Source organism: Nitrospira marina (genome assembly GCF_059568365.1).
The window spans coordinates 1,171,670-1,190,137 of sequence record NZ_JCANTH010000001.1 but is presented as its reverse complement, the minus strand read 5'-3'; the positions used below and the strand labels follow the sequence as shown (position 1 = coordinate 1,190,137).

Genomic DNA, 18,468 nt, shown 5'->3' with positions numbered 1-18,468 from the left:
AAATTTAGCATTCGGTCTCCGAAAGTCATCTGTTTTAGAGTAGAACACAAAATTTCTCAAATCCATGTGAAATTGATTACCAATGGAGGAAAATAAAATAATGATGCGCCTTTTCCAATCACGGCAAGCGGTGCTGTTTGTGCTATCTAGCCTAATTACCCTAGGCATCAATTCCTTCAATCCCACGCTCGCATCAGGTACAGTATTAGGGGACCTGGCCAATTCCATGCAACCCGGTACCTTTAAAACTTTACAAACGAATGGATTCAGCAACGGGGCTATTTTGGCGCCTGGTGGGCCTTCAAATTTTATCACTATGTTTAGCGACAGCGCAGAGTGGGACCCCAATTATAAGACAGTTCATTTTATTGGGGCGTCGCACGATAATAGCATTACCACCTATGTGCGATACGCGGATTCCACTAACTCCTGGGCCACGGTTCCAACTCCTATACCAAATGGTATCCTTCACGGTTATGATCACAATGCTGTCAACACAACCACTGGTGATTTTTTTCACAGACCATTTAACAACTCCACTATTCATAAATTCAGCCCATCTAGCGGAAAATGGTCACAGTTCGCCTTACCAGAATCCAATTTTCAAATTACCGGTGGGCTCGAATTTTTTCCAGAAATGAACAGTTTGGTGTATGTCGATTCTCACATTGGAGTATGGACCCGTCACCTCGGCACCGGGTCATGGACCAAAAGAAGTAATGCCCTTCCAATGGGGTCCTACCATACGTTTATTGAATACAATCCCGTACATAAGGTTGTCATTTTTGGCGGAGGCCAAAATGACAGAACGATTCACAAAATGGATTCTGGGGGTTCCATCACAAGGATGAGAGATGCTCCAGTTGGGTTGGGAGTGGGAACCAATGAAAGTCGAGTATCGGTAGACCCAGTCAGTGGTGATTACATTGTATTGAAGTCGGATAGAAAAATGTATGCCTATAACGTCGTAAACGATCAATGGACTACCCTTGGAGTCACCTACCCTTCCGGCAACCCCGCTTGGGGAACTATCGAAGCCTCAATAGCCACTTATGGAGTCATTATGTTTATACATTATGACTTCAGCAATTCCGCTGTGTACCTGTACAAACACTCCTCTGGGGGTGGAGGGGGAGGGGGAGGGGGAGGGGGAGACACTATACCACCAGCCGCTCCACAAAATTTAAATTTGACTGTGCAGTGAATTACCAGTACAAAGCCAGCGAAAAGGATTTGGTGGTAAAGAAATTAGATTCTTCACCAAATGTTGAGTAAAAATTGCATACCAAAGGGCAAAGTTTCTCAAAAATCTTTAAAGATAACTTGGGGGAATATGTCCTCCCAATGTAAGCTTCCCCGTCAAGCGGAGTTTCCCATCGGTGATTTCGGATAGAGTCACAGGGCTGTCCCTGTCATGTGTCATGGGGTCGGTGTTCATTGTAGACTCTCACCCACCGGGCCCTTATCTCCCGAACGTCTTCCAAACTTCGAAACGAATAAAGATTGAGGACTACCTTCCGATAGGTGCGATTAAACCGCTCGATAAAAGCGTTCTGGGCGAGGCGTCCGGGTTGAATGTGATAGATCAGCACGCGATTGGCCCCGCCCCGATCTTACAGGCCCTGCGCGAGGAACTCTGAACCGTTATCCACCCGAATCCTATGCGGTAACTCTCGTGATTCCCTCAACGGGTCGAGGACCAGAATGACCCGCTCGGCCCGAAGGGAGGTACCAATTTCAGTGGCTAAGGTCTCCCGATTCAAGTCATCAATGATTTTGAAGGTTTGAAACCGCGTGGCGTGGTGCCGGGCATCGTTCATGAAATCGGCCGCCCACACTTCGTTGGGGCCCTCGGGCATAAAGACCGAGAGGGAGGGCCGCCTCGGCAGCCGGCATTTCGTCCCGCGCGACTGATTGAGCCCCAATAGCTGATAGACCAGGAAATCTGCTTGTGATTCCACGGCTAGGCTAAGGCGTGGACGCCCCCCGTTCCTCCGCCGGCGTTAGAGCTTTGTTTCGAGGAGATATCCTTATTGGCTCGATTCTCTATGGCCCAAATCGGCATACAGCCGCTTGAGCTTTAAGAGATCGCCCTCCATCTCTTTAATGCATTTCAGGTCAGAGGCTTCGAGTCCACCATATTAGCCTTCCAATCGTATTGTGTCGCCTCACTGATCCCACGCGTCCGACAGAGCTCGTTGACCTTGATCCCCCGCATCGGCTTATTGCTGGATCCCCATAATCTGCGTTTCACTGAAGTGTGTGCGTTTCATGAGAACATCCTGGCGGCATTGGGCCAGAAAGCTCTGCTTCTTACCTGTCCTCGATTCGGGAAGCTTACAGCACGTTTTGGCGGAATGTCTCGATGTCAAATGGTTTCATAGTTTGACGGAAGCTTGCGTGGGCATCGAAGATTGGGGGTGGCCATATGGGTGTTGTTCCACCTCAACAGTCAATCCCCTTCCCAGTGCCTTAGAATGGCCAGATTATTAATGGCCGCTGGCCGCGCCCTGATCGAAATACCGTCAATAATCTGTCCCCGGACCTACCCATCTGTACTCGCAGGCTTGGCGCGTCGCATTGTGCGACGTGTCGCACATGCCGAATCCGTTCTTTCTTGAAAACTCCGCGGGTTTGAATGTAGTAACGGCGATAAATCGTTGCGTAAGCAATCCACATGTGGGTGTCCGCTGGCAATTTGCGCTTCCACCATCCGGCAATTTTTTCGAGCGACCAATTCCCAGCCAGCTTGTCGGCCACCAGCGGTCGCAGACGGGGCTGAGCAGCGAGGCGACATCGTTTGGGCCGACGCCCCCTGCTGTCAGGCTGATACATCAGTCAGTGTCGCTCGATAGCCCTGAGGCCCACCATGTCGAGCCACTTCGCGACTCACGGTGAAGGGCGGTCTTCCGAGAGAGGCCGCGATGTGCGGGAGTGAATAATGAGCGATCAGGCCTCGGGATCTTTCCTTTCGCCCCGCCATGCCCAACGAGATCGGCGTCGGGGCACCGAAAAATTCTCCCATGACCGGAGACGCCCCGGTGGACAGACCCCGCAGGCTTGTCCCGATTCCCACCGATGCGCTAAGGGACTGGCCTTCTTTCCATTCTTCCCCAACCGTGGCTTTCTGCGCCGTTGACAGTTCAGGAGGGCCTAATTGGGCCCTACGCAACACCCTCCATGGCAAAAAGTTTGGACATGGTGTAGCGTTGATCCATTGAACTCAAGATCGCCGTGTGTAAACCTTATTCAGCAATCGAATCCAGAAGTTTGGCTAACTCCGCAGTCCTGGCTTGCCGAGAATGTTTGATGACTTCAGTTTTATTTGGAATTGGGGCGTGACCTTCGCTAATCAGGGAGAGAAATTCCACAAGTCCTTGCATAATTTCTTCCTTGAAATCTAAGGAGACGATCGTTCCGATGCCAGCGTCGGTCAACACTTTTGCGGTATCTCCTCTCGGGTCGGTTAGAGCAAATATGGGGCGACCAGCTCGAAGGTATTCATAAAGTTTGGCTGGAATTTGATGATTGCAGCTTGATCCTTGAAATAACAACAATCCATCACAATGCAACATTTCATGGAGAGCATCCTGGTAGGATACGGCGCATTCAAATAGTACAATATCATCAATTCCAATGTTCTGCACATGGGAACGATAAAACTCCTCATTACCACTGGCCCGTAAGATAATCTTTAAATTCGATTGGGAAATTATTTGCCTTTGCTTAAGATCAGCCAAAGAGGAAAAAAAGGGAAGCGGATTTCGTTCAGATGGGTAAAGTAGCCCGCTATGGACGAGAACCAGAGGTGTCTTGGAACGGTTGGGGGGAACAAATGTTTTTTCAATTGCGTGGAAAGTTTCTTCATCATACCCATTACCAGTAATCACCAATTTATTGGAAGGTACTGATGGAAAACGTTCTGCGTACATTCGACGTGTCCCTGGAGTTGTGAAAACAGCCGAATGGCAGCGTTTAATCGTCATGCGTTCTATGAATTGGCATGCCTTTCGTATGGTAGGGTCAGCGGGATAGTTGTCTTCCGTCATGGAATCTCGGAAGTCTGCAATCCAAGGAATTCGACAGAGATAAGATAATGTCATGCCGATCAGATGAGCTGTGGCGATAGGGTAGGTTGACCAGATAACATCCGGCTGATATTTGCGTATGATCCGCAATCCTACATACACACCGCCAAGCCACCAACTTACCCATCGATCAGGGATTGCCAGCCACTTACAATACGAACCGCGAAACGCCAGATGTCGAGATGAATCCAAAGCAAAAGCCCTAAAAACAGGAACAGCTTGAGGAATCTCACCCAAACTTGAGGTCAAGGTGCGAGGGTGTGCTCGTGTATGGGCCGTTAAAATTAATGGTTGCCAATTATGGTTAAGAAGTTCCCGAGAAAAAGTAAGGGTTCTTTGGATACCACTACTTCCAAAAGAAGGTGGATAATGAAATGCGATCATTAAGAGCTTTTTCAAACTTACCTCAATAAATATTATAAGGTTTTCCCGTAGAGGTTAACCGAGAACAAGTGGCGGATAAATTGTATTTACTGAAAAGAGTTCAAAAATAATCAAGATTTCTATTTTCCTTGTAGGGAGGGATTTTGATGGTTAATAGAGGATGAAACAACGATGGGGTATTGGGTGATAGCCGAACGCGCCTTGATGCTTTTCATAATGATAATGATACCCACCAACTGATAGAATAGATCGAAATACGCCGTGTCTAAAAACGTTCCGGCAATCATATAGGCGATAAGGCCAAACTGTACGATATTCACATAGGGGATTACCCACGTGTTGACGTTCCCCCAACGTCGGAGTCTTCGAAGACTGATGAAACATGAAAGAAACAAGAGGATCCAAAGAATGAACCCGATGACTCCATGCTCACCGAGGATGGTGTACCACATGCTATGGCAAGACCATACTTTGTCTTTTCCATACTTTTCTACAAACTCTGGGAAGTAAATGGGGTAGAGTTCGGGTTCGTAGAAATTGAACCCTCCACCAAAGGGCCGGGCGAGTCCAACCCGCTGACAAAATTCCCAGTTCCAAAATCGGCTTACAGCAGACCCTTCGTTTTCCCATCCCACAAGCTCATCAAATCGTCCTTCCACTCTTTCGGGTGCTGACATGAGTCCCGTCGCGAATAACCCAATCACAACAACAACCAAAATGCCTCCACCGCTCACTGTGAGTGCTTTGCGTTCGGAATAGAGTGCCATTAGGCCAGTCATAGCGGCCAGAGTTAACCACGCTCCGCGAGAGAACGTGCATATGATGGCAGGATAGGAAAACACCATCATGACCATCATCAGCCTGCGAAGCCAAATATTCGTCTCTGTCTTGGCAAGGTAAAACAAAATTGGAACGTTGAGGGACAAGGCCAGACCTATAGCATTGTTTGAATAGAGAAAGCTTTCTTCTGGCCCCCAAACCATGAATTGTCCACCGCTGGCTACCGCCCAGAAGCCACTCTTTAGGCCATAAAATCCCAGGGAAAGCGCTATAACCTTAAGCAGTAAGCGGAGCCGGTGCTCTGAATTAATGAGGATAGTGGACAAAAACACCATCAACAGAATTTTTGATATATAGATGAGTTTTTCTAAGGATGCATCGGGGTAAATCGCAAAAACAGTCGAAATTCCAAAGATTCCCCATAAGGCAAATAACAGCACAGTTTCTGAAGATATCGGAAGTTTCTTGGACTCATTCCAAAATATAATGCCTAAAAATGTCCCTATGGCAATATACTGTGCTGAAGGGAAAAAACGGGCGAATCCCCAAGTCATACTATTGGGATTCAGAAGTGATACACATATGAATGCAAGAATTCCAAAGGTAGGACGACGAAGGGCTAAGAGGGCACAAGAGATGACAATCGCAATCAGGATGATATCCCTCATTTCTCATTGATCCTTAAGCTTGCTATTCACCTTGGCCTGTTAAGGGGTTGCCGCGTAGCTCGCCCTCTGGGAAAGGGGGTTAGGAAGATTTGCAAATATTTTCTCCTCTGAAGACCCCATGGTCTTGCCACGGGGATCTTTGCTCGGTTTGAACATTGTCATAGCTAGAAACGTTAAGCGATCGGGGGAGCAATGCACCCGTAACGTGTATGGGTAACATCATTGCAGGAATTTCAGCGAAAGCCTCACAAAAGGCTTTTCATAGTGGTGATCATGCAATTCATATCCTTTTCATTCATACCTTGGTGGATGGGGAGAAGGATCAGGTTATCATAAAGAAATTTTCCGTCAGGGTAATTATGAAGATTTAAAGACGGGTGTATGACACCACCCCATGTAAAAGCGGGCACCCCTCTTGAGCGAAGGAGAATATGAAAATCTGTCCGACCTGGTACCAAAACTGGAACGACCCATGGACACATTCCAAGTGGGATTTCCTTGAAAAATGGAATTACTCCTGGAAGCGCTCCTTTCGTGATTGTGTCAAGCAAGTAGGCGGCATTGAAATGCCGCTTTTCTATTATTGAAGTTAGATTTATCCGTTTTAAGAGGTATTTAGAGATTACCGACATGCCTTGGTTTACAGATCCGATCTGAAAAGATGGGCTGTCGTAACTGGCAGGTAAGTATTGGGGCGAAGATTCTCCCAATCTGATGATAGCTTTATACGCTGAAGATAACATGTTAAACGCACGGACAATCAGTTTTTGAAAACTAGGAACATGGTCGGCCAATAATTGTTCGAGAAGATTGATGGCCACTTTAGCTTGGGTAAAATTATTACTGTTTTCCTCTAGGAGATCTGCCGTAATGTTGGAATTGTTAATCACAAGCATGCCGCCGTCTTTGATAGGAAGAAATTTTCTCCAACTAAAAATACTGATATCGCCGGTACTTCCCAAAGGAATTCCGTCATCTTCACCGACAAGGACATGGGCGCAATCCTCTATTAAATAGAGGCCATGGTGCTTGGTCAGGTTTAAATATGGTGCCACAGCCTGGGGAAATCCGAAATAATGAATCATGACAATGGCTTTGGTTTTCGTATGAATTTGTGATTTCAGGTGTGCGACATCGGCTTGACAATCTCGACGTATATTGTAAAAAACAACCTTTAAGCCAAATTGAATGATGGGCTCAACGAGCGTATTACAGTGGTAGGCAGGAACAAGTACCTCATCCCCAGGTTTTAGTCGAAGTGCCTTAAGACCTTGATAGAGAGCATTTCTTGCTAAAAACCAATAAGAGGTTGGATGAGTAGGAATGGGGGATGGCAGTATGGTTTGCTTGGGAAGGGAAAAAAGTGTGCTCCAAGGCAAAATAGGGTCATTTGGAAAAAGATAATCCATATTTTTTATAGGCCGCTTTTCGACCCGCTAGTTCCGAGGCTTTTCCCAGAATGACCCAAAAGATGACGGATTTTGTGATCCTCCGGAACGAAAAATATCCTTTTATTATGGCCGGCAGCATCCACGGAGAATTTTAAGCCATTCAAGACGTTTTCGTGGAATGTTTCACCAAGAGAACATTGCGAGCGGATCTGTGTTGAAATATTCCACCAATGTGTTTGTCGGTATAAAAGATAGCAGCCTTAAGGGGGAGGTCTTGAAGATGTCGGGATGGCAGTTGAATCTTATCATAGTGTGCGCCGAATGCGGTCGTCCAACGTGTCGGATTCATACGGTGGACCATACCCTCCCCGGAGGCTACGTAGAAGAATCGAACTTGACCGACTACACCAACTCTCTGCGGCTTGCACATCACTTGCGCCGTTTCACTCAGCATGCTGCCAGTAGCATTCGCAGTGTCGAGACCGCACTTCTTGGCGAGCGCTACCAGTTCAGTGCTTTTATGGTGTCCACCCCAACCGGCTTTTCAGAGTAGACATGTTTGCCTGACTCCAATACGCCTTTTTCAAGTGAAAGCGGCTGCGTGGATTGGCGAGATCGAGGACTGTTTCGACGGAGGGGCAACCGAGGATTTCTTGAAAGCTCTTAAAGCCTAGCACCGTGGAATTTTGTAAACGCCGAGAGCCCCTCGGCCTGATTGTTGTAACCTCCAGTGAACCGGAGCGCAAAGTGCTCCCCCAGCATGGTCATGTATAAGTCGGCGACGTAGCTGTATCCCACAATAGCAGTCCACATCGGCTCGGTGCGTCGGCTTTCAGAACGCCGTGCGTTCGGGCATAGTTAGAGTCCTTTCATCGTCAGTCCCTCAGCAGATTTTGAAAAAATACCGCATGGAACTCCATGGTGTGCCATTCCCGAGTCCATCTGGCTTTGAGAGAATTAACTTTTTTCACTTGACGCGAACTATATCTTATTATCCTCTCGGTTCACCGCATCTGGACCTCGATCACCGTTCTTTCTCTGACGAAGTTGCTCCAGCATTGCAGACATCGAGTAAAGAAACTCAAACAGAAGATTGGGGACCTGTTGGTAGAACATGATGTCTTACGGGAGGCGTTGAAGCCCTACCCTTTGGGGCGAGAGATGTCCGACGCGTGAGGGTGCAGGTCCCGGACATCTCGGAGCACCATGCCTGTCGAGTCTTACGTGTGGCACGATCGGCCTTGCATCGGGTAGGTGCCACGCGGGCCACATCGCTCAAACTCGCGGAGGATTTAGCGGAAAAACGGCAACAGCTCATTTCCCAGCATCCAACCTATGGGTATCGTCGTCTGTGGGCGCGGGTGCGGTACCGGAGGGTTTCGTGGTCAATCGGAAAGCGATGTATCGGGCCTTACGGATCAAATGATGGTTGGTCCATCACCGGCCTCGGACGCCCCGCCCGCGGGCGCAGCGTCTGCGCAGCCGAACATTCCAAAGTAATCAGCGGTCGGCGATGGATGGGACGCACCTTCCCTGCGGCCGGGACGGCTGGGGGCATTTAACCGCCGTGATTGATTGCCATGATCGAGAACTCCTTGGCTACGAATTCGCGTGGCGGGGACGGACCAAAGAAGCCGAGGGGGCCATGGAAGCCGCCTGCCTTACGCGGTTTGCCACAGACCCTATACACCAGAACAGAATGGCTTGATTGAACGCTTGTTTCGAAGTTTCAAACGGAGGAGAATCAAAAGATGGATCCACTGGTATAGCGAGGGGCGCCCGCATCAAGCGTGACAATATCAAAGACCTCACCGGTGTGGGCGCCAATAAGGCTCACGGGTGGCCTGATTTCAGGGGAGCACTACAGGATTTAACTGTTGGATCATCCAGATTCATTCGTATTGACCTATCAAACCAACATCGCTGAACTGATAATGAGGCCCATTAGGACCCATTCGGAACCGGCAAGGCTAACCATTTTTTAATTCCCAAGAGTGTTCAAACTGGATCAGGTGGGATTCTTTTGGGCAATTTTTTTTGCGAATAGCTTTACGTTTTTTGCAAAATCGATGGTCATTTTGATTATTTCGCTGCGATACACATTGATATCATACCATTCCCGACAATTTGTCGCCCAACCGAGATCAGCTGGAGACGCCTTGGTGTACATCTCCGCAATTTTGTATTTTCCGCTACCGCAGTAATTCTTTAGGAAGAAATAATCCAACAAACGTCCAGGACTCAGTTTTGACATTTCCTGTTTATAAGTCGTTTTCAGTACAATGACTGTACGGTTCCCGCCGACACAAATAAGCGACGCTGCGGGCTGCTTATCCAAATATAGCTGAGCAGTAATCGCATCTCCTGTGGCCGAAAATTTCTTTAAAAGTTGCTCATAGAATTCCCCTTGTTGATTATTTCCGTGTATCGCTGTTCCAGCCGCCCCTTTCCAACCTAGGCTTTCAAGTTGGCCATGCAAAACAATGGCGTCGCTGATAGTTTCCCAGTCAGTATTGAACTCAACACTTATTTGGACATCCTCCGCAGCGATGGATTCCATTGCCTTTCGTAACTGTCGGCGCAAATTTTTAGACCGGCTGGCCCAATAATCGTCAAAGTCCTGCCTTAAGTCAATCGAATAGGTCGTACCGTAGGGATCAACATCGGTGGTGCCAAGCTCCACTAGCTCATCAAATGGCTGTAAGCGTGGGTCAACCTTTGGGATTTTTAACAACCAGCAAAATCCAGGCAATGCCCTCATCAAACTGGACATCACCTCTTTCGTGTTTATTCCAGGAGAAATAAGGAATGGACTCAGGCAGGCTTGTCCCGGAACGAACATAGTCCAGATACCAAAATGCAAGGGCCTGACCAAGGCGGCTGCAATACACTCACCTTTATCCGAGCAAATGCCAAGTAATTCGGATCCGTTTCCGAAATAATTCGTAAGCGGACCAAGAAATCTGTGGTCAAGAGCCGGACCGTTTCCCGTTACTTGAAAATTGAGCTTTTGCCAACTGTCCAGAGCATCTTTGTGGGCACTAATGTATGCGCAAAAACTCCAATCCATGGCTCGATTCCTATGCGATATCATACCTTTGATTCAACCTAAGCACTAACTTTGCGAGTTCTTTTAGGTCCACAGGACTGATGACAGATTGCACAGCAATTCTAACTTGGGTAATCAGAATTAAATTTGCGCACATCAAATAACTTGGTCCGCTATAATCTCCACGCTACTTCTCAAAGTGCTTTTTCCAAGATAGGAATATTTGTTACTAATGGGAACATATCCACAAACCCGAACATGTGTTTCGTGGAGGGAACGCCTTTAAATTTCGAGTAGCCTTAACACACATACATAATCGGTTCAATCACAATATTGGTGGAGTGATTTCAATAAACCCGTTTTATGTTATTCCTGGAAAGGTAGGGAACCACGGCACCGGGAATCTCTGGCTAAAAGACCGCATATCTGCATACTTATTTCCTAACCGGAGATCTGATAACGAGAAATGAAGCCGCTTTTTTGAAATACCTGAAAACCTCGTATACAGTTTACCCCCCTGATAGCTCTGCTCTAGATTTCCCATTGACGTTAAAGAGCCACGCGACTCCATCTCAACACGGGTCTCCATTGTCAGGCATCACGTCAGATCCCAACCACTCCACACAGATTGCGATTGATTTCAGAATGGCAATCAATTAAGGCTTGCGCTAGCCTTCAAGGATGGACTCCGTTGCAATTGAATATTTGAAATTGCATCCAAATGATGAGCAATATACATTCGGTTCAGCCATAAACGATCCTTAAAGACTTGGTCTCGGTGAATACCACGCCATCTGTCAATTTTAATATTTTCATTAGCATCATTAAACTCCGAAATTGCTAGCAACTCTCCTGCAAATTTATGATTAAAAAAGAAATCAGTGTCATCAAAATAAAGAATAACCCTGTCAAGGTTCCTATGGGGATTTACAGAAAGGATTTTCATTGCGTCCACAGTTGAAGAATACAAATCCAAATCAAACGAAACAAAACCGATGGGAATAGTGTTTTTGGCTAAGAATTTTGGAACGGTTTCTTTAACATTTCCAAGTATCAAATCAGTTCCTTCACTAAGACGATTCCTCAATTTTTTTTCATCCATGGGATAATCACAAGCTCGCCATTGATCCGGGTGGTCCCGAAAGTCCGGAAGAAGGAAAGGGAGACCTGACCCAGAATCAAAACCAAATAGACGCACCTTAATCCCAATATCCTGTTCAATTTGCCCAGCATACTTCTCCAAGCATAAAAGTCCCCCTCCTGCAGCTACTCCAAATTCAATGGCCACAATTTCCTTTATGTTTTGGGACAAGGCTTGATCTGCAGCTTTCAAAAGGCCACTTAAATAATTAGGACGCTCCACCGCCTCCCATCTAGCTTTTTGTCGAAGTGAGACAAAAAAGTATTTCACAAATTTCTGAGACAAAATTCGAAAAGGAGGTTCTTCTGCAATTCTATTCATCAGATGTGAAAGACTTCCAGACATTTACGCTCCTCCGTCGCTAAGAAGGGGAATATCAAAACAAGAAATATCTTCACGAAAGGGAAAGTCCATATTAGTGTTCCTGCAGAGGCAGAAATCCACAGCACCGGGAATATCGGGCTAAAAGACCGCATATCTGCATACTTATTTCCTGAGGGGAGATCTGAAAACGAGAAATGAAGCCGCTTTTTTGAAATACCTGAAAACCTCGTATACAGTCTACCCCCTGATAGCTCTGCTCTGGATTTCCCATTGACGCCAAAGAGCCACGCGACTCCATCTCAACACGAGTCTCCATTGTCAGGCATCACGTCAGATCCCAACCACTCCACCAAAATTGCAGGGGTTCCATATTCATATTACAGAGTTCTATAATTTTTTACTCAAGTTTCGCGAGAGCTTCCTTAAGACGTGGAGAATTAGGGGAATGTTTTAGAGCACGATTAAGTACTTCCCGTGCTTCTTCCATTTTTCCATTTTTCGAATATAACTTGCTTAATTCAATGTATGAAAATACATAATCTGGCTTTAGTTGAATTGCAGAGAAAAAAGCATGAGTGGCTTCAGCATCTCTTTCAAGCGAAGACAATGCCATACCCCTCCTTGAAAGAATTTCGGGCTTTAAAATAAAACTATCGGATACACGTTTCAAAACATAATCAAATTCTGTTAGTGCGCTACCAAGATAATATTTATACTGATTTTCAACAGCGATGTTAAGGGTAGCTAGAAGCATTTTATCAAGTCCCCAGCAATAGTGATGGGTATGCCTCCAACCTTCTCCAAGATATTCCTTATACCTATGAGCATTGGGACTTCCAGCCCGTGAACCTCCCTGCATATACGCACAATACTCAGGCAGAATTTTTAATTTAATCTTTCTTTCAAAATCATTTATCTCCCAATTGTCTGAATATGAATTATTTGCGGAGAAAATCATACTAAATGCGGTAAAACCAAATACCAGAAGAAGCTTAAAGCGTGTTCTAGGTAACATGTTGAAGTGGACGCCCCCTACAACCAGAATTTAAATGCACTCAATTTCTAATATCACTGCATATCAATAAATAAATCATCAATGGTTCCTCGCCGACGTATCAGGCGGGGAGTCCCATTTTCAATGAGGACTTCTGGTGGTGAACAATGGCTTAAAAAGCTCATTGGACTTGAAGTCCGGCCATAGGCTCCAGACTGGAATACCCCGATCAAATCTCCTAATTGTGGAACCGGAATACGAATATCTCTAGCAATCGTGTCTAAAGGAGTACATAAGGGACCGACAATATTCACGACCTCTTCTGCTGGTTGATTAAATTTAGTCAGGACTGCAATGGGAAAATTTCTTTTGATGACTTGGCCTAAGTTGCCCGAAGCAGCCAAATGATGATTCATTCCACCATCAATTACGACAAATGTTTTGTTGCGTGAGACCTTTATGTCAATAACCCTGGCAATATACACTCCCGCATCTCCCACCAAATAACGGCCGGGCTCGATCAGAAAACGAGTTCCCTCAAAATTTTCATCTGATCTAACTTGAGCCATAAGATCCAAAAGTCCATATTGTAACGCTCCCATATCCAAAGCATTATCATTCGCGAAATAGGGAATCCCTAAGCCACCGCCAAAATCAACCGTCTGTAGTGGGCATTGCAGTTGGCTGGAAATTGACCTGGCAAGCTCTAGCCCCTTTCTGTATTGGTTGAGCAATACCATATGGTCAAGAATCTGTGTGCCCGAAAATAAATGGATTCCTTGAAATTCAACATGGGGAGTATTCACTATTGTTTCGAGGGCACGGTCTAACAATTCTTCATCAATTCCGAACTGGGTCGGCTTCCCACCCATTCTCATAGCACCGCCTTGAGCTTGCTGATTGAGATTAACTCTGATGGCAACCTTGGCCGTCACGCCAAGCTTCTTGCTGATATCTCCAATGCGTTCAATTTCCACGAAAGATTCTGCATGGATCTCTCCAATATTTTTGCTTAAGACTAACTCCAAATCGGATACGCTTTTGCCTGGTCCCGCAAAAAGAATATCCAAGGGTGAACAGCCAGCATCAATTGCCTGGAAAAACTCCCCTGAGGAAGCAATTTCTAACCCACAACCCTTCGCAAGAAAGAACTGAATGAATGCGCGTGTTGGATTGGCCTTCACTGAGTAATAAATTCCAAACTCTGGAGGAAAGGTCCTCCGCAAGAGCTTCCATTTGCTCTCAAGAATTTCCCTATCATACGCAAAAAATGGTGTCCCAAAATCTGTGGCAAGCAACGAGCTTGAAACTCCACCAATTTCTAATTCTCCTCCTGCAATGGAAAAATTTTGCAAAATCTGATTGAAGAGATTATCCATTAATTGGCTGCCCCAATTTGTTTTGTAAGAATGGATAATCGATTTTTCCATGAGGAGTCTTAGGCAATGTGGCGACGATTTCAATCGTTCTAGGCACCATATATCCTGGCAGGCGTTCCCGACAAATAGTGATCAAATCAGAGGGATCTACATGTCCCCCATCTTTTCCAACAACAAAAGCTTTGATAGCCTGGCCTAGAAACTCATCAGGAATCCCGATAACGGCCGCTTCCTGTACCCCTTCAATGTGGTGAAGCACCTCCTCAACTTCCGTCCTGCTAATACGATACCCGGAGGATTTAATCATTGAATCCCGGCGGCCAATAAAATATAGGAATCCCTCTTCATCCGTTTTTACCAAGTCTCCAGAATAACAAACGAGTTCACGGCCACCGAGTTCTGGCGGAAGCAGGGGATTAGGACGTAAGATTTGGGCTGTGAGCTCTGGTTGCCCCCAGTATCCCATAGAAATGGTGGGTCCTCTATGAACAAGTTCCCCGATTTCCCCAACCTGACAGTGCACTCCTTGCTCGTTGAGCACCAGAATTTCAGTATTAGGTATGGCTTTTCCCATGGAGGTGGGACGAACATCCAGCTCTTCAGGTGGAAGATACGTCGATCTAAACGCTTCTGTGAGTCCATACATCAGGAAAATTTTTGTTCCAGGAAGGACCTGGCGAAGCATGGCCAACACTTTCTGTGGCATAGCCCCACCAGTATTGGTGATATAACGGAGATGTGGAAGAACTTGGCTGTGTAAAGTGGACTTGGGCTGCGTGAGAAGATTCCATAGCGTGGGAACTCCTGCCAGACCAGTAATGTGCTCTGTGATCAGTTTCCGCACAATCTCCTTGGCAAACACAAAATTCATTAAGACCAGTGTGGCACCCTGCTGAAACGCCGTCATCAACTGGTTCAATCCAGCATCAAAACTAAATGGAAGAACAGCCAAAATACGGTCAGTTTGTTTAATTGAAAGATAATCAGACACGATTGAGCTTCCGGCCACAACATTGGCGTGGCTCAACATCACTCCCTTTGGTTTTCCTGTGGAACCGGATGTATACATAATCGCTGCCAAGTCCCGGTCAGTCCCTTCATAATGACCTGCCTCATCTCTTGAACTGGTGCACAACTCGTCAAAGTTTATCAAGCGAAGCTGGGATTTTGCCGAGCATCCGTTTCCAACAAGGATAACGAGTTCAAGATACCGAAAATCCTGTATCACATCGTACAGTATGGCAAATTTTTCTGGATCCATTATCAGCGCTTTCATCCCACAATCATTGGCGATATGTACAACTTGGTCAGGCACCAATTGGTGGTGGATTGGGACAAACACTCCACCTCTTTGAGCAATCCCGAAAAATGAAATCACTTGAGGAACTGACGGCTGGAGCCATACACCAACCCGGTCTCCCCGTTGCACACCCACCTTGGGCAAACCACCAGCCAGCCTTGAAGCCTTTCCCGCCACTTCGGCATAGTTCAATCGCTCATCCCCACACACTAACGCTTCTTTATCCGGAATACATCGTGCGCGTGTATGAAGTAAATGACTAATTAGAAAATCCATGTTCCCTCACATTCTATTGACACCCAACTAATAAAATTTCAAGACAAGAGAGAACCAAGTAATGTGGTGATAGTTCGAAAAGATCTTTGAATAAGCTTTGGCCCAGGCACCCGTTCAAAAATATGCTGACCGACCACGATTGCGCCAATTTTATTCAGATTCTCCAACCCTTTTCGTGAAAGAATCCCATGGTTCGCCTTAAACCATTGGACAATATGAACCAAGTCCGCACAACCTCGTGCGGATCAATATTCTCGGAAAGGCTCCTGTCTTTCACATGCCTTTGCTCGCACCTGACTCTGCAGCACCACGCTTTTTATTTATGAAGGCAGAAATACTTTCGATTGATTCAAAATGTTCTGGAACCAACTCTTCATCATCCACGGTGAGGTCAAATGTTTGTTCCAAAATCGTCACGACATCCAAAATCCCCAAGGAGTCCAAGAGGCCACCACTCAAAAGTTGATCAGTGCTGCTTAACCCTTCCTTCCTAGATTTTGGGACTCGTTCAAGAATAATTTCTCTTACACGTTCTTCAACGGCATTATTCAACATGTCCTCTGCCTTCCCAAATAGCATTGTCCGCCTTATCAACCATCACGGTCACCCTCAACCACAAACCACTTTCCCTCAGCATCTGAATTGCAAACGCCATCAGCCCCCCCTGTTAATATCTGAACCACAAACGGACTGGCTTCACGAACTTGAAACCCCAACTGCTGGAAAAGGGAGCGCCAAGGATGATTTCCAAGAAGCGGAATAGACAGTGTCATCATGCCCTTATCTCGACTGCGTTCAGTTATATAGTCAAGGAGTGATTGAATGACTGTGACATCTTCATATCCAAATATATCGACAACGGTCACATCCTCTTCCGTACAACGATACACCGCATAAGCCCTCAGCGATGGACCTCTCCTTGCTGTTATTAGTTCATATCGGCAAAGTGGATTTCGAACATAACGCCAGTTCAGATAGCTACCTGATCTCTCCAAACATACTTCATGTTTTTGGCCAATTTCAGAAGACAGCTGAGTAAACTCCTCACCACATTCGTCTGACTGGACCTCGATCGTGACATCCTTCCGCTTAAGGGATTCTGCCCTATGCATTTGTTTTAGAATGAAATTTGCGATAGACGTCGCCCCGGAAACAAGAAGAGGTACCTTAAGATAGGCACGAACTTTCCGATCGACCCGAATAGGTTTGGCTAAGCGAAGAACAGAGTTTTGAAAGAATGGGACGCGAAGACGCTGATATATGGCCATCATACTCGAACTTGGAAAGTCGTACCACATTCCGGATCGGTCAGAGTCAATGCCAGCGAGACACGCACGTTGGAGTTGGATGGCAGGCCCAAGGCTACGATATTTTTCGTGAACACAAAAATCCCCAAGCACCCAGCCGTCTTTGATTTTTCCATTGATGAACACTCGTCGGGGAAACGCACTCGCCACTCCAAAAACAGTTCCATTGGCTTCATCGAACCCCAGCCAAGTTAAGGCCGGACCGGAAGGATTTTTTGTATAAAGCCACTCAAACCGTTCATTATTAGAAGCAGGAGTGAGATAGTGATAAAGCGTCTCAATAATGGCAGGCTTATCCACTTCCAGATCAGCTGTTCGAACAGAAAGATCCAAGAATGTCCTTTAACTTTAATTAATGTGGATTAATTTGATAATCAACCGAACCCGAGGAACCCAGCTGTTCCTATAAAAGTCAACATGAAACATAGGTCGCATTTCATCAGTCCATTTCCGATGCCAATCCTGAACGCGGCCATAAAATTCAAGAACTGTTATGTGTCCTTCCTCAAAAAGTGTCTTGATAATTTCATATCTCATCAAAAAGCTTGGCGAGAACTTCTCAAGAGTCTCATCGTAAGTAGTTTTTAACACGATCATGACTTTTCCTCTTTCAAGGCACAAATCACTGGCTACTATCCTTCCATTCAGGGCCAATTGATATATAATGCCTTCATCCCTTTGACAAAAATTTTCAAAAACCTCCTGATAAAATCGACCTTGTGGACTTTTCGCTCCCACAGCAGTCCCTGAAATTCCTTTCCACCCAGCTTCTTCTAATCGTCCATATTCACGCAAACACTCGGCAACTCTCCTTGAGTCACGGGTTACCAGCAAATTCATTTCGATTCCTGCTTCTTCAAGGCGACGCCGCTGTTTGGCAAGATTCTGCCTCAGATTTTTCCCTCTCCTTTTCCAATATTCTTCGAACATCCCTTCCAATGTTATTTTTGACGTGGTGATATAATTTAATACCCTTACCTTTCCATTCTCCTGAACATTGAATGGGGTAGAATCTGAGTCTTGCTGAGTTACAGAAAAAGCCAAGGCAAATCCTGGAAGGTCAAGAAGAAGCCTTTCAATCTGATCTAAGACAGCTTCGTGATTTCCCAATACAAGGGGACCTAGCGGTGCCTGGGAAGGTTGAAACGTTTGCCAGAATCCTAATTTGGTCTTTTCAATAAGAACCATGCCTGGATTCTTTTTATCATTACAGACGCCTAGCAGGGTATGGGAATTTCCAAAATGTCGCAAAAGGGGTCCAAGAAACATTGAATCCAACAACAGATGATTCCCGTGAGCACGGTTAAGGTCATCCCACATTTCTTGATAGTAAGGAAAAGCTTCCGAAGCGAGCTTAAAAGACCAACCCATTTGTTTCTTTGCCTTA

The 18,468-nt window shown here is 46.0% G+C and carries 16 protein-coding genes and 1 pseudogene; 2 read left to right on the top strand and 15 right to left on the bottom strand.

The window, feature by feature from the left end:
* The first annotated feature begins 100 nt into the window (after positions 1-100).
* Positions 101-1,204: a hypothetical protein gene (locus LX98_RS04905; RefSeq protein ID WP_496427827.1), complete on the top strand. Its 1,104-nt coding sequence runs from the start codon at positions 101-103 to the stop codon at positions 1,202-1,204.
* 208 nt (positions 1,205-1,412) lie between these two features.
* On the opposite strand, the pseudogene LX98_RS04900 reads toward LX98_RS04905, so the two are convergent.
* The 7 genes and pseudogenes from LX98_RS04900 to LX98_RS04870 all read right to left on the bottom strand — a co-directional run bounded on the left by LX98_RS04900 (position 1,413) and on the right by LX98_RS04870 (position 7,660).
* Positions 1,413-2,218, bottom strand: a pseudogene (locus LX98_RS04900) (integrase core domain-containing protein).
* Between the two features lie 327 nt (positions 2,219-2,545).
* Entirely contained in the window at positions 2,546-2,797 is a 252-nt protein-coding gene (locus LX98_RS04895) for a hypothetical protein (RefSeq protein ID WP_496427826.1), read from the bottom strand.
* Positions 2,798-2,821: 24 nt separating this feature from the next.
* Entirely contained in the window at positions 2,822-3,172 is a 351-nt protein-coding gene (locus tag LX98_RS04890; RefSeq protein WP_496427825.1) for a hypothetical protein, read from the bottom strand.
* A 73-nt stretch (positions 3,173-3,245) separates the two neighbouring features.
* Entirely contained in the window at positions 3,246-4,487 is a 1,242-nt protein-coding gene (locus tag LX98_RS04885) for a glycosyltransferase (RefSeq protein WP_496427824.1), read from the bottom strand.
* Between the two features lie 104 nt (positions 4,488-4,591).
* Positions 4,592-5,920, bottom strand: a complete 1,329-nt coding sequence (locus LX98_RS04880; RefSeq protein WP_496427823.1) for a putative O-glycosylation ligase, exosortase A system-associated — start codon at positions 5,918-5,920, stop codon at positions 4,592-4,594.
* 245 nt (positions 5,921-6,165) lie between these two features.
* Complete coding sequence (locus tag LX98_RS04875; RefSeq protein ID WP_496427822.1) at positions 6,166-7,329, bottom strand: DegT/DnrJ/EryC1/StrS family aminotransferase; 1,164 nt, start codon at positions 7,327-7,329, stop codon at positions 6,166-6,168.
* Between the two features lie 142 nt (positions 7,330-7,471).
* Positions 7,472-7,660 carry a hypothetical protein gene (locus LX98_RS04870; protein WP_496427821.1) on the bottom strand — a complete coding sequence of 63 codons (189 nt, stop codon included), beginning with the start codon at positions 7,658-7,660 and terminating at the stop codon, positions 7,472-7,474.
* Positions 7,661-8,483: 823 nt separating this feature from the next.
* Here LX98_RS04870 and LX98_RS04865 point away from each other — a divergent pair.
* Positions 8,484-8,873: a hypothetical protein gene (locus LX98_RS04865; RefSeq protein WP_496427820.1), complete on the top strand. Its 390-nt coding sequence runs from the start codon at positions 8,484-8,486 to the stop codon at positions 8,871-8,873.
* A gap of 446 nt (positions 8,874-9,319) precedes the next feature.
* On the opposite strand, the gene LX98_RS04860 is transcribed toward LX98_RS04865, so the two are convergent.
* From LX98_RS04860 to LX98_RS04825, 8 genes are all read right to left on the bottom strand, one after another.
* On the bottom strand, positions 9,320-10,381 hold the full coding sequence (locus LX98_RS04860) for a GNAT family N-acetyltransferase (RefSeq protein WP_496427819.1): 1,062 nt from the start codon (positions 10,379-10,381) through the stop codon (positions 9,320-9,322).
* 631 nt (positions 10,382-11,012) lie between these two features.
* The gene (locus LX98_RS04855) at positions 11,013-11,846 is read right to left on the bottom strand and encodes a hypothetical protein (RefSeq protein ID WP_496427818.1); all 834 of its coding nucleotides are present in this window, start codon (positions 11,844-11,846) and stop codon (positions 11,013-11,015) included.
* 376 nt (positions 11,847-12,222) lie between these two features.
* Positions 12,223-12,840, bottom strand: a complete 618-nt coding sequence (locus tag LX98_RS04850; RefSeq protein WP_496427817.1) for a tetratricopeptide repeat protein — start codon at positions 12,838-12,840, stop codon at positions 12,223-12,225.
* A 53-nt stretch (positions 12,841-12,893) separates the two neighbouring features.
* Positions 12,894-14,198: a type III PLP-dependent enzyme gene (locus tag LX98_RS04845; protein WP_496427816.1), complete on the bottom strand. Its 1,305-nt coding sequence runs from the start codon at positions 14,196-14,198 to the stop codon at positions 12,894-12,896.
* Entirely contained in the window at positions 14,191-15,774 is a 1,584-nt protein-coding gene (locus tag LX98_RS04840; RefSeq protein WP_496427815.1) for an acyl-CoA ligase (AMP-forming), exosortase A system-associated, read from the bottom strand. The genes LX98_RS04845 and LX98_RS04840 overlap by 8 nt, the downstream gene beginning before the upstream one ends.
* A gap of 273 nt (positions 15,775-16,047) precedes the next feature.
* Positions 16,048-16,329, bottom strand: a complete 282-nt coding sequence (locus LX98_RS04835; protein WP_496427814.1) for a phosphopantetheine-binding protein — start codon at positions 16,327-16,329, stop codon at positions 16,048-16,050.
* A 35-nt stretch (positions 16,330-16,364) separates the two neighbouring features.
* A complete protein-coding gene (locus LX98_RS04830; RefSeq protein WP_496427813.1) occupies positions 16,365-17,414 on the bottom strand; it encodes a hypothetical protein in 1,050 nt (349 codons plus the stop codon).
* Positions 17,415-17,429: 15 nt separating this feature from the next.
* Complete coding sequence (locus tag LX98_RS04825) at positions 17,430-18,452, bottom strand: GNAT family N-acetyltransferase (RefSeq protein WP_496427812.1); 1,023 nt, start codon at positions 18,450-18,452, stop codon at positions 17,430-17,432.
* Between the last annotated feature and the right edge of the window lie 16 nt (positions 18,453-18,468).

Excerpts from the sequence above, each read along its gene's own strand:
- LX98_RS04870 (WP_496427821.1), bottom strand. The coding sequence starts at position 7,660 with ATGAATCCGACACGTTGGACGACCGCATTCGGCGCACACTATGATAAG.
- LX98_RS04825 (WP_496427812.1), bottom strand. The coding sequence starts at position 18,452 with ATGGGTTGGTCTTTTAAGCTCGCTTCGGAAGCTTTTCCTTACTATCAA.
- LX98_RS04860 (WP_496427819.1), bottom strand. The coding sequence starts at position 10,381 with ATGGATTGGAGTTTTTGCGCATACATTAGTGCCCACAAAGATGCTCTG.
- LX98_RS04835 (WP_496427814.1), bottom strand. The coding sequence starts at position 16,329 with ATGTTGAATAATGCCGTTGAAGAACGTGTAAGAGAAATTATTCTTGAA.
- LX98_RS04895 (WP_496427826.1), bottom strand. The coding sequence starts at position 2,797 with ATGTCGCCTCGCTGCTCAGCCCCGTCTGCGACCGCTGGTGGCCGACAA.
- LX98_RS04905 (WP_496427827.1), top strand. The coding sequence starts at position 101 with ATGATGCGCCTTTTCCAATCACGGCAAGCGGTGCTGTTTGTGCTATCT.
- LX98_RS04855 (WP_496427818.1), bottom strand. The coding sequence starts at position 11,846 with ATGTCTGGAAGTCTTTCACATCTGATGAATAGAATTGCAGAAGAACCT.
- LX98_RS04875 (WP_496427822.1), bottom strand. The coding sequence starts at position 7,329 with ATGGATTATCTTTTTCCAAATGACCCTATTTTGCCTTGGAGCACACTT.
- LX98_RS04845 (WP_496427816.1), bottom strand. The coding sequence starts at position 14,198 with ATGGATAATCTCTTCAATCAGATTTTGCAAAATTTTTCCATTGCAGGA.
- LX98_RS04850 (WP_496427817.1), bottom strand. The coding sequence starts at position 12,840 with ATGTTACCTAGAACACGCTTTAAGCTTCTTCTGGTATTTGGTTTTACC.
- LX98_RS04880 (WP_496427823.1), bottom strand. The coding sequence starts at position 5,920 with ATGAGGGATATCATCCTGATTGCGATTGTCATCTCTTGTGCCCTCTTA.
- LX98_RS04840 (WP_496427815.1), bottom strand. The coding sequence starts at position 15,774 with ATGGATTTTCTAATTAGTCATTTACTTCATACACGCGCACGATGTATT.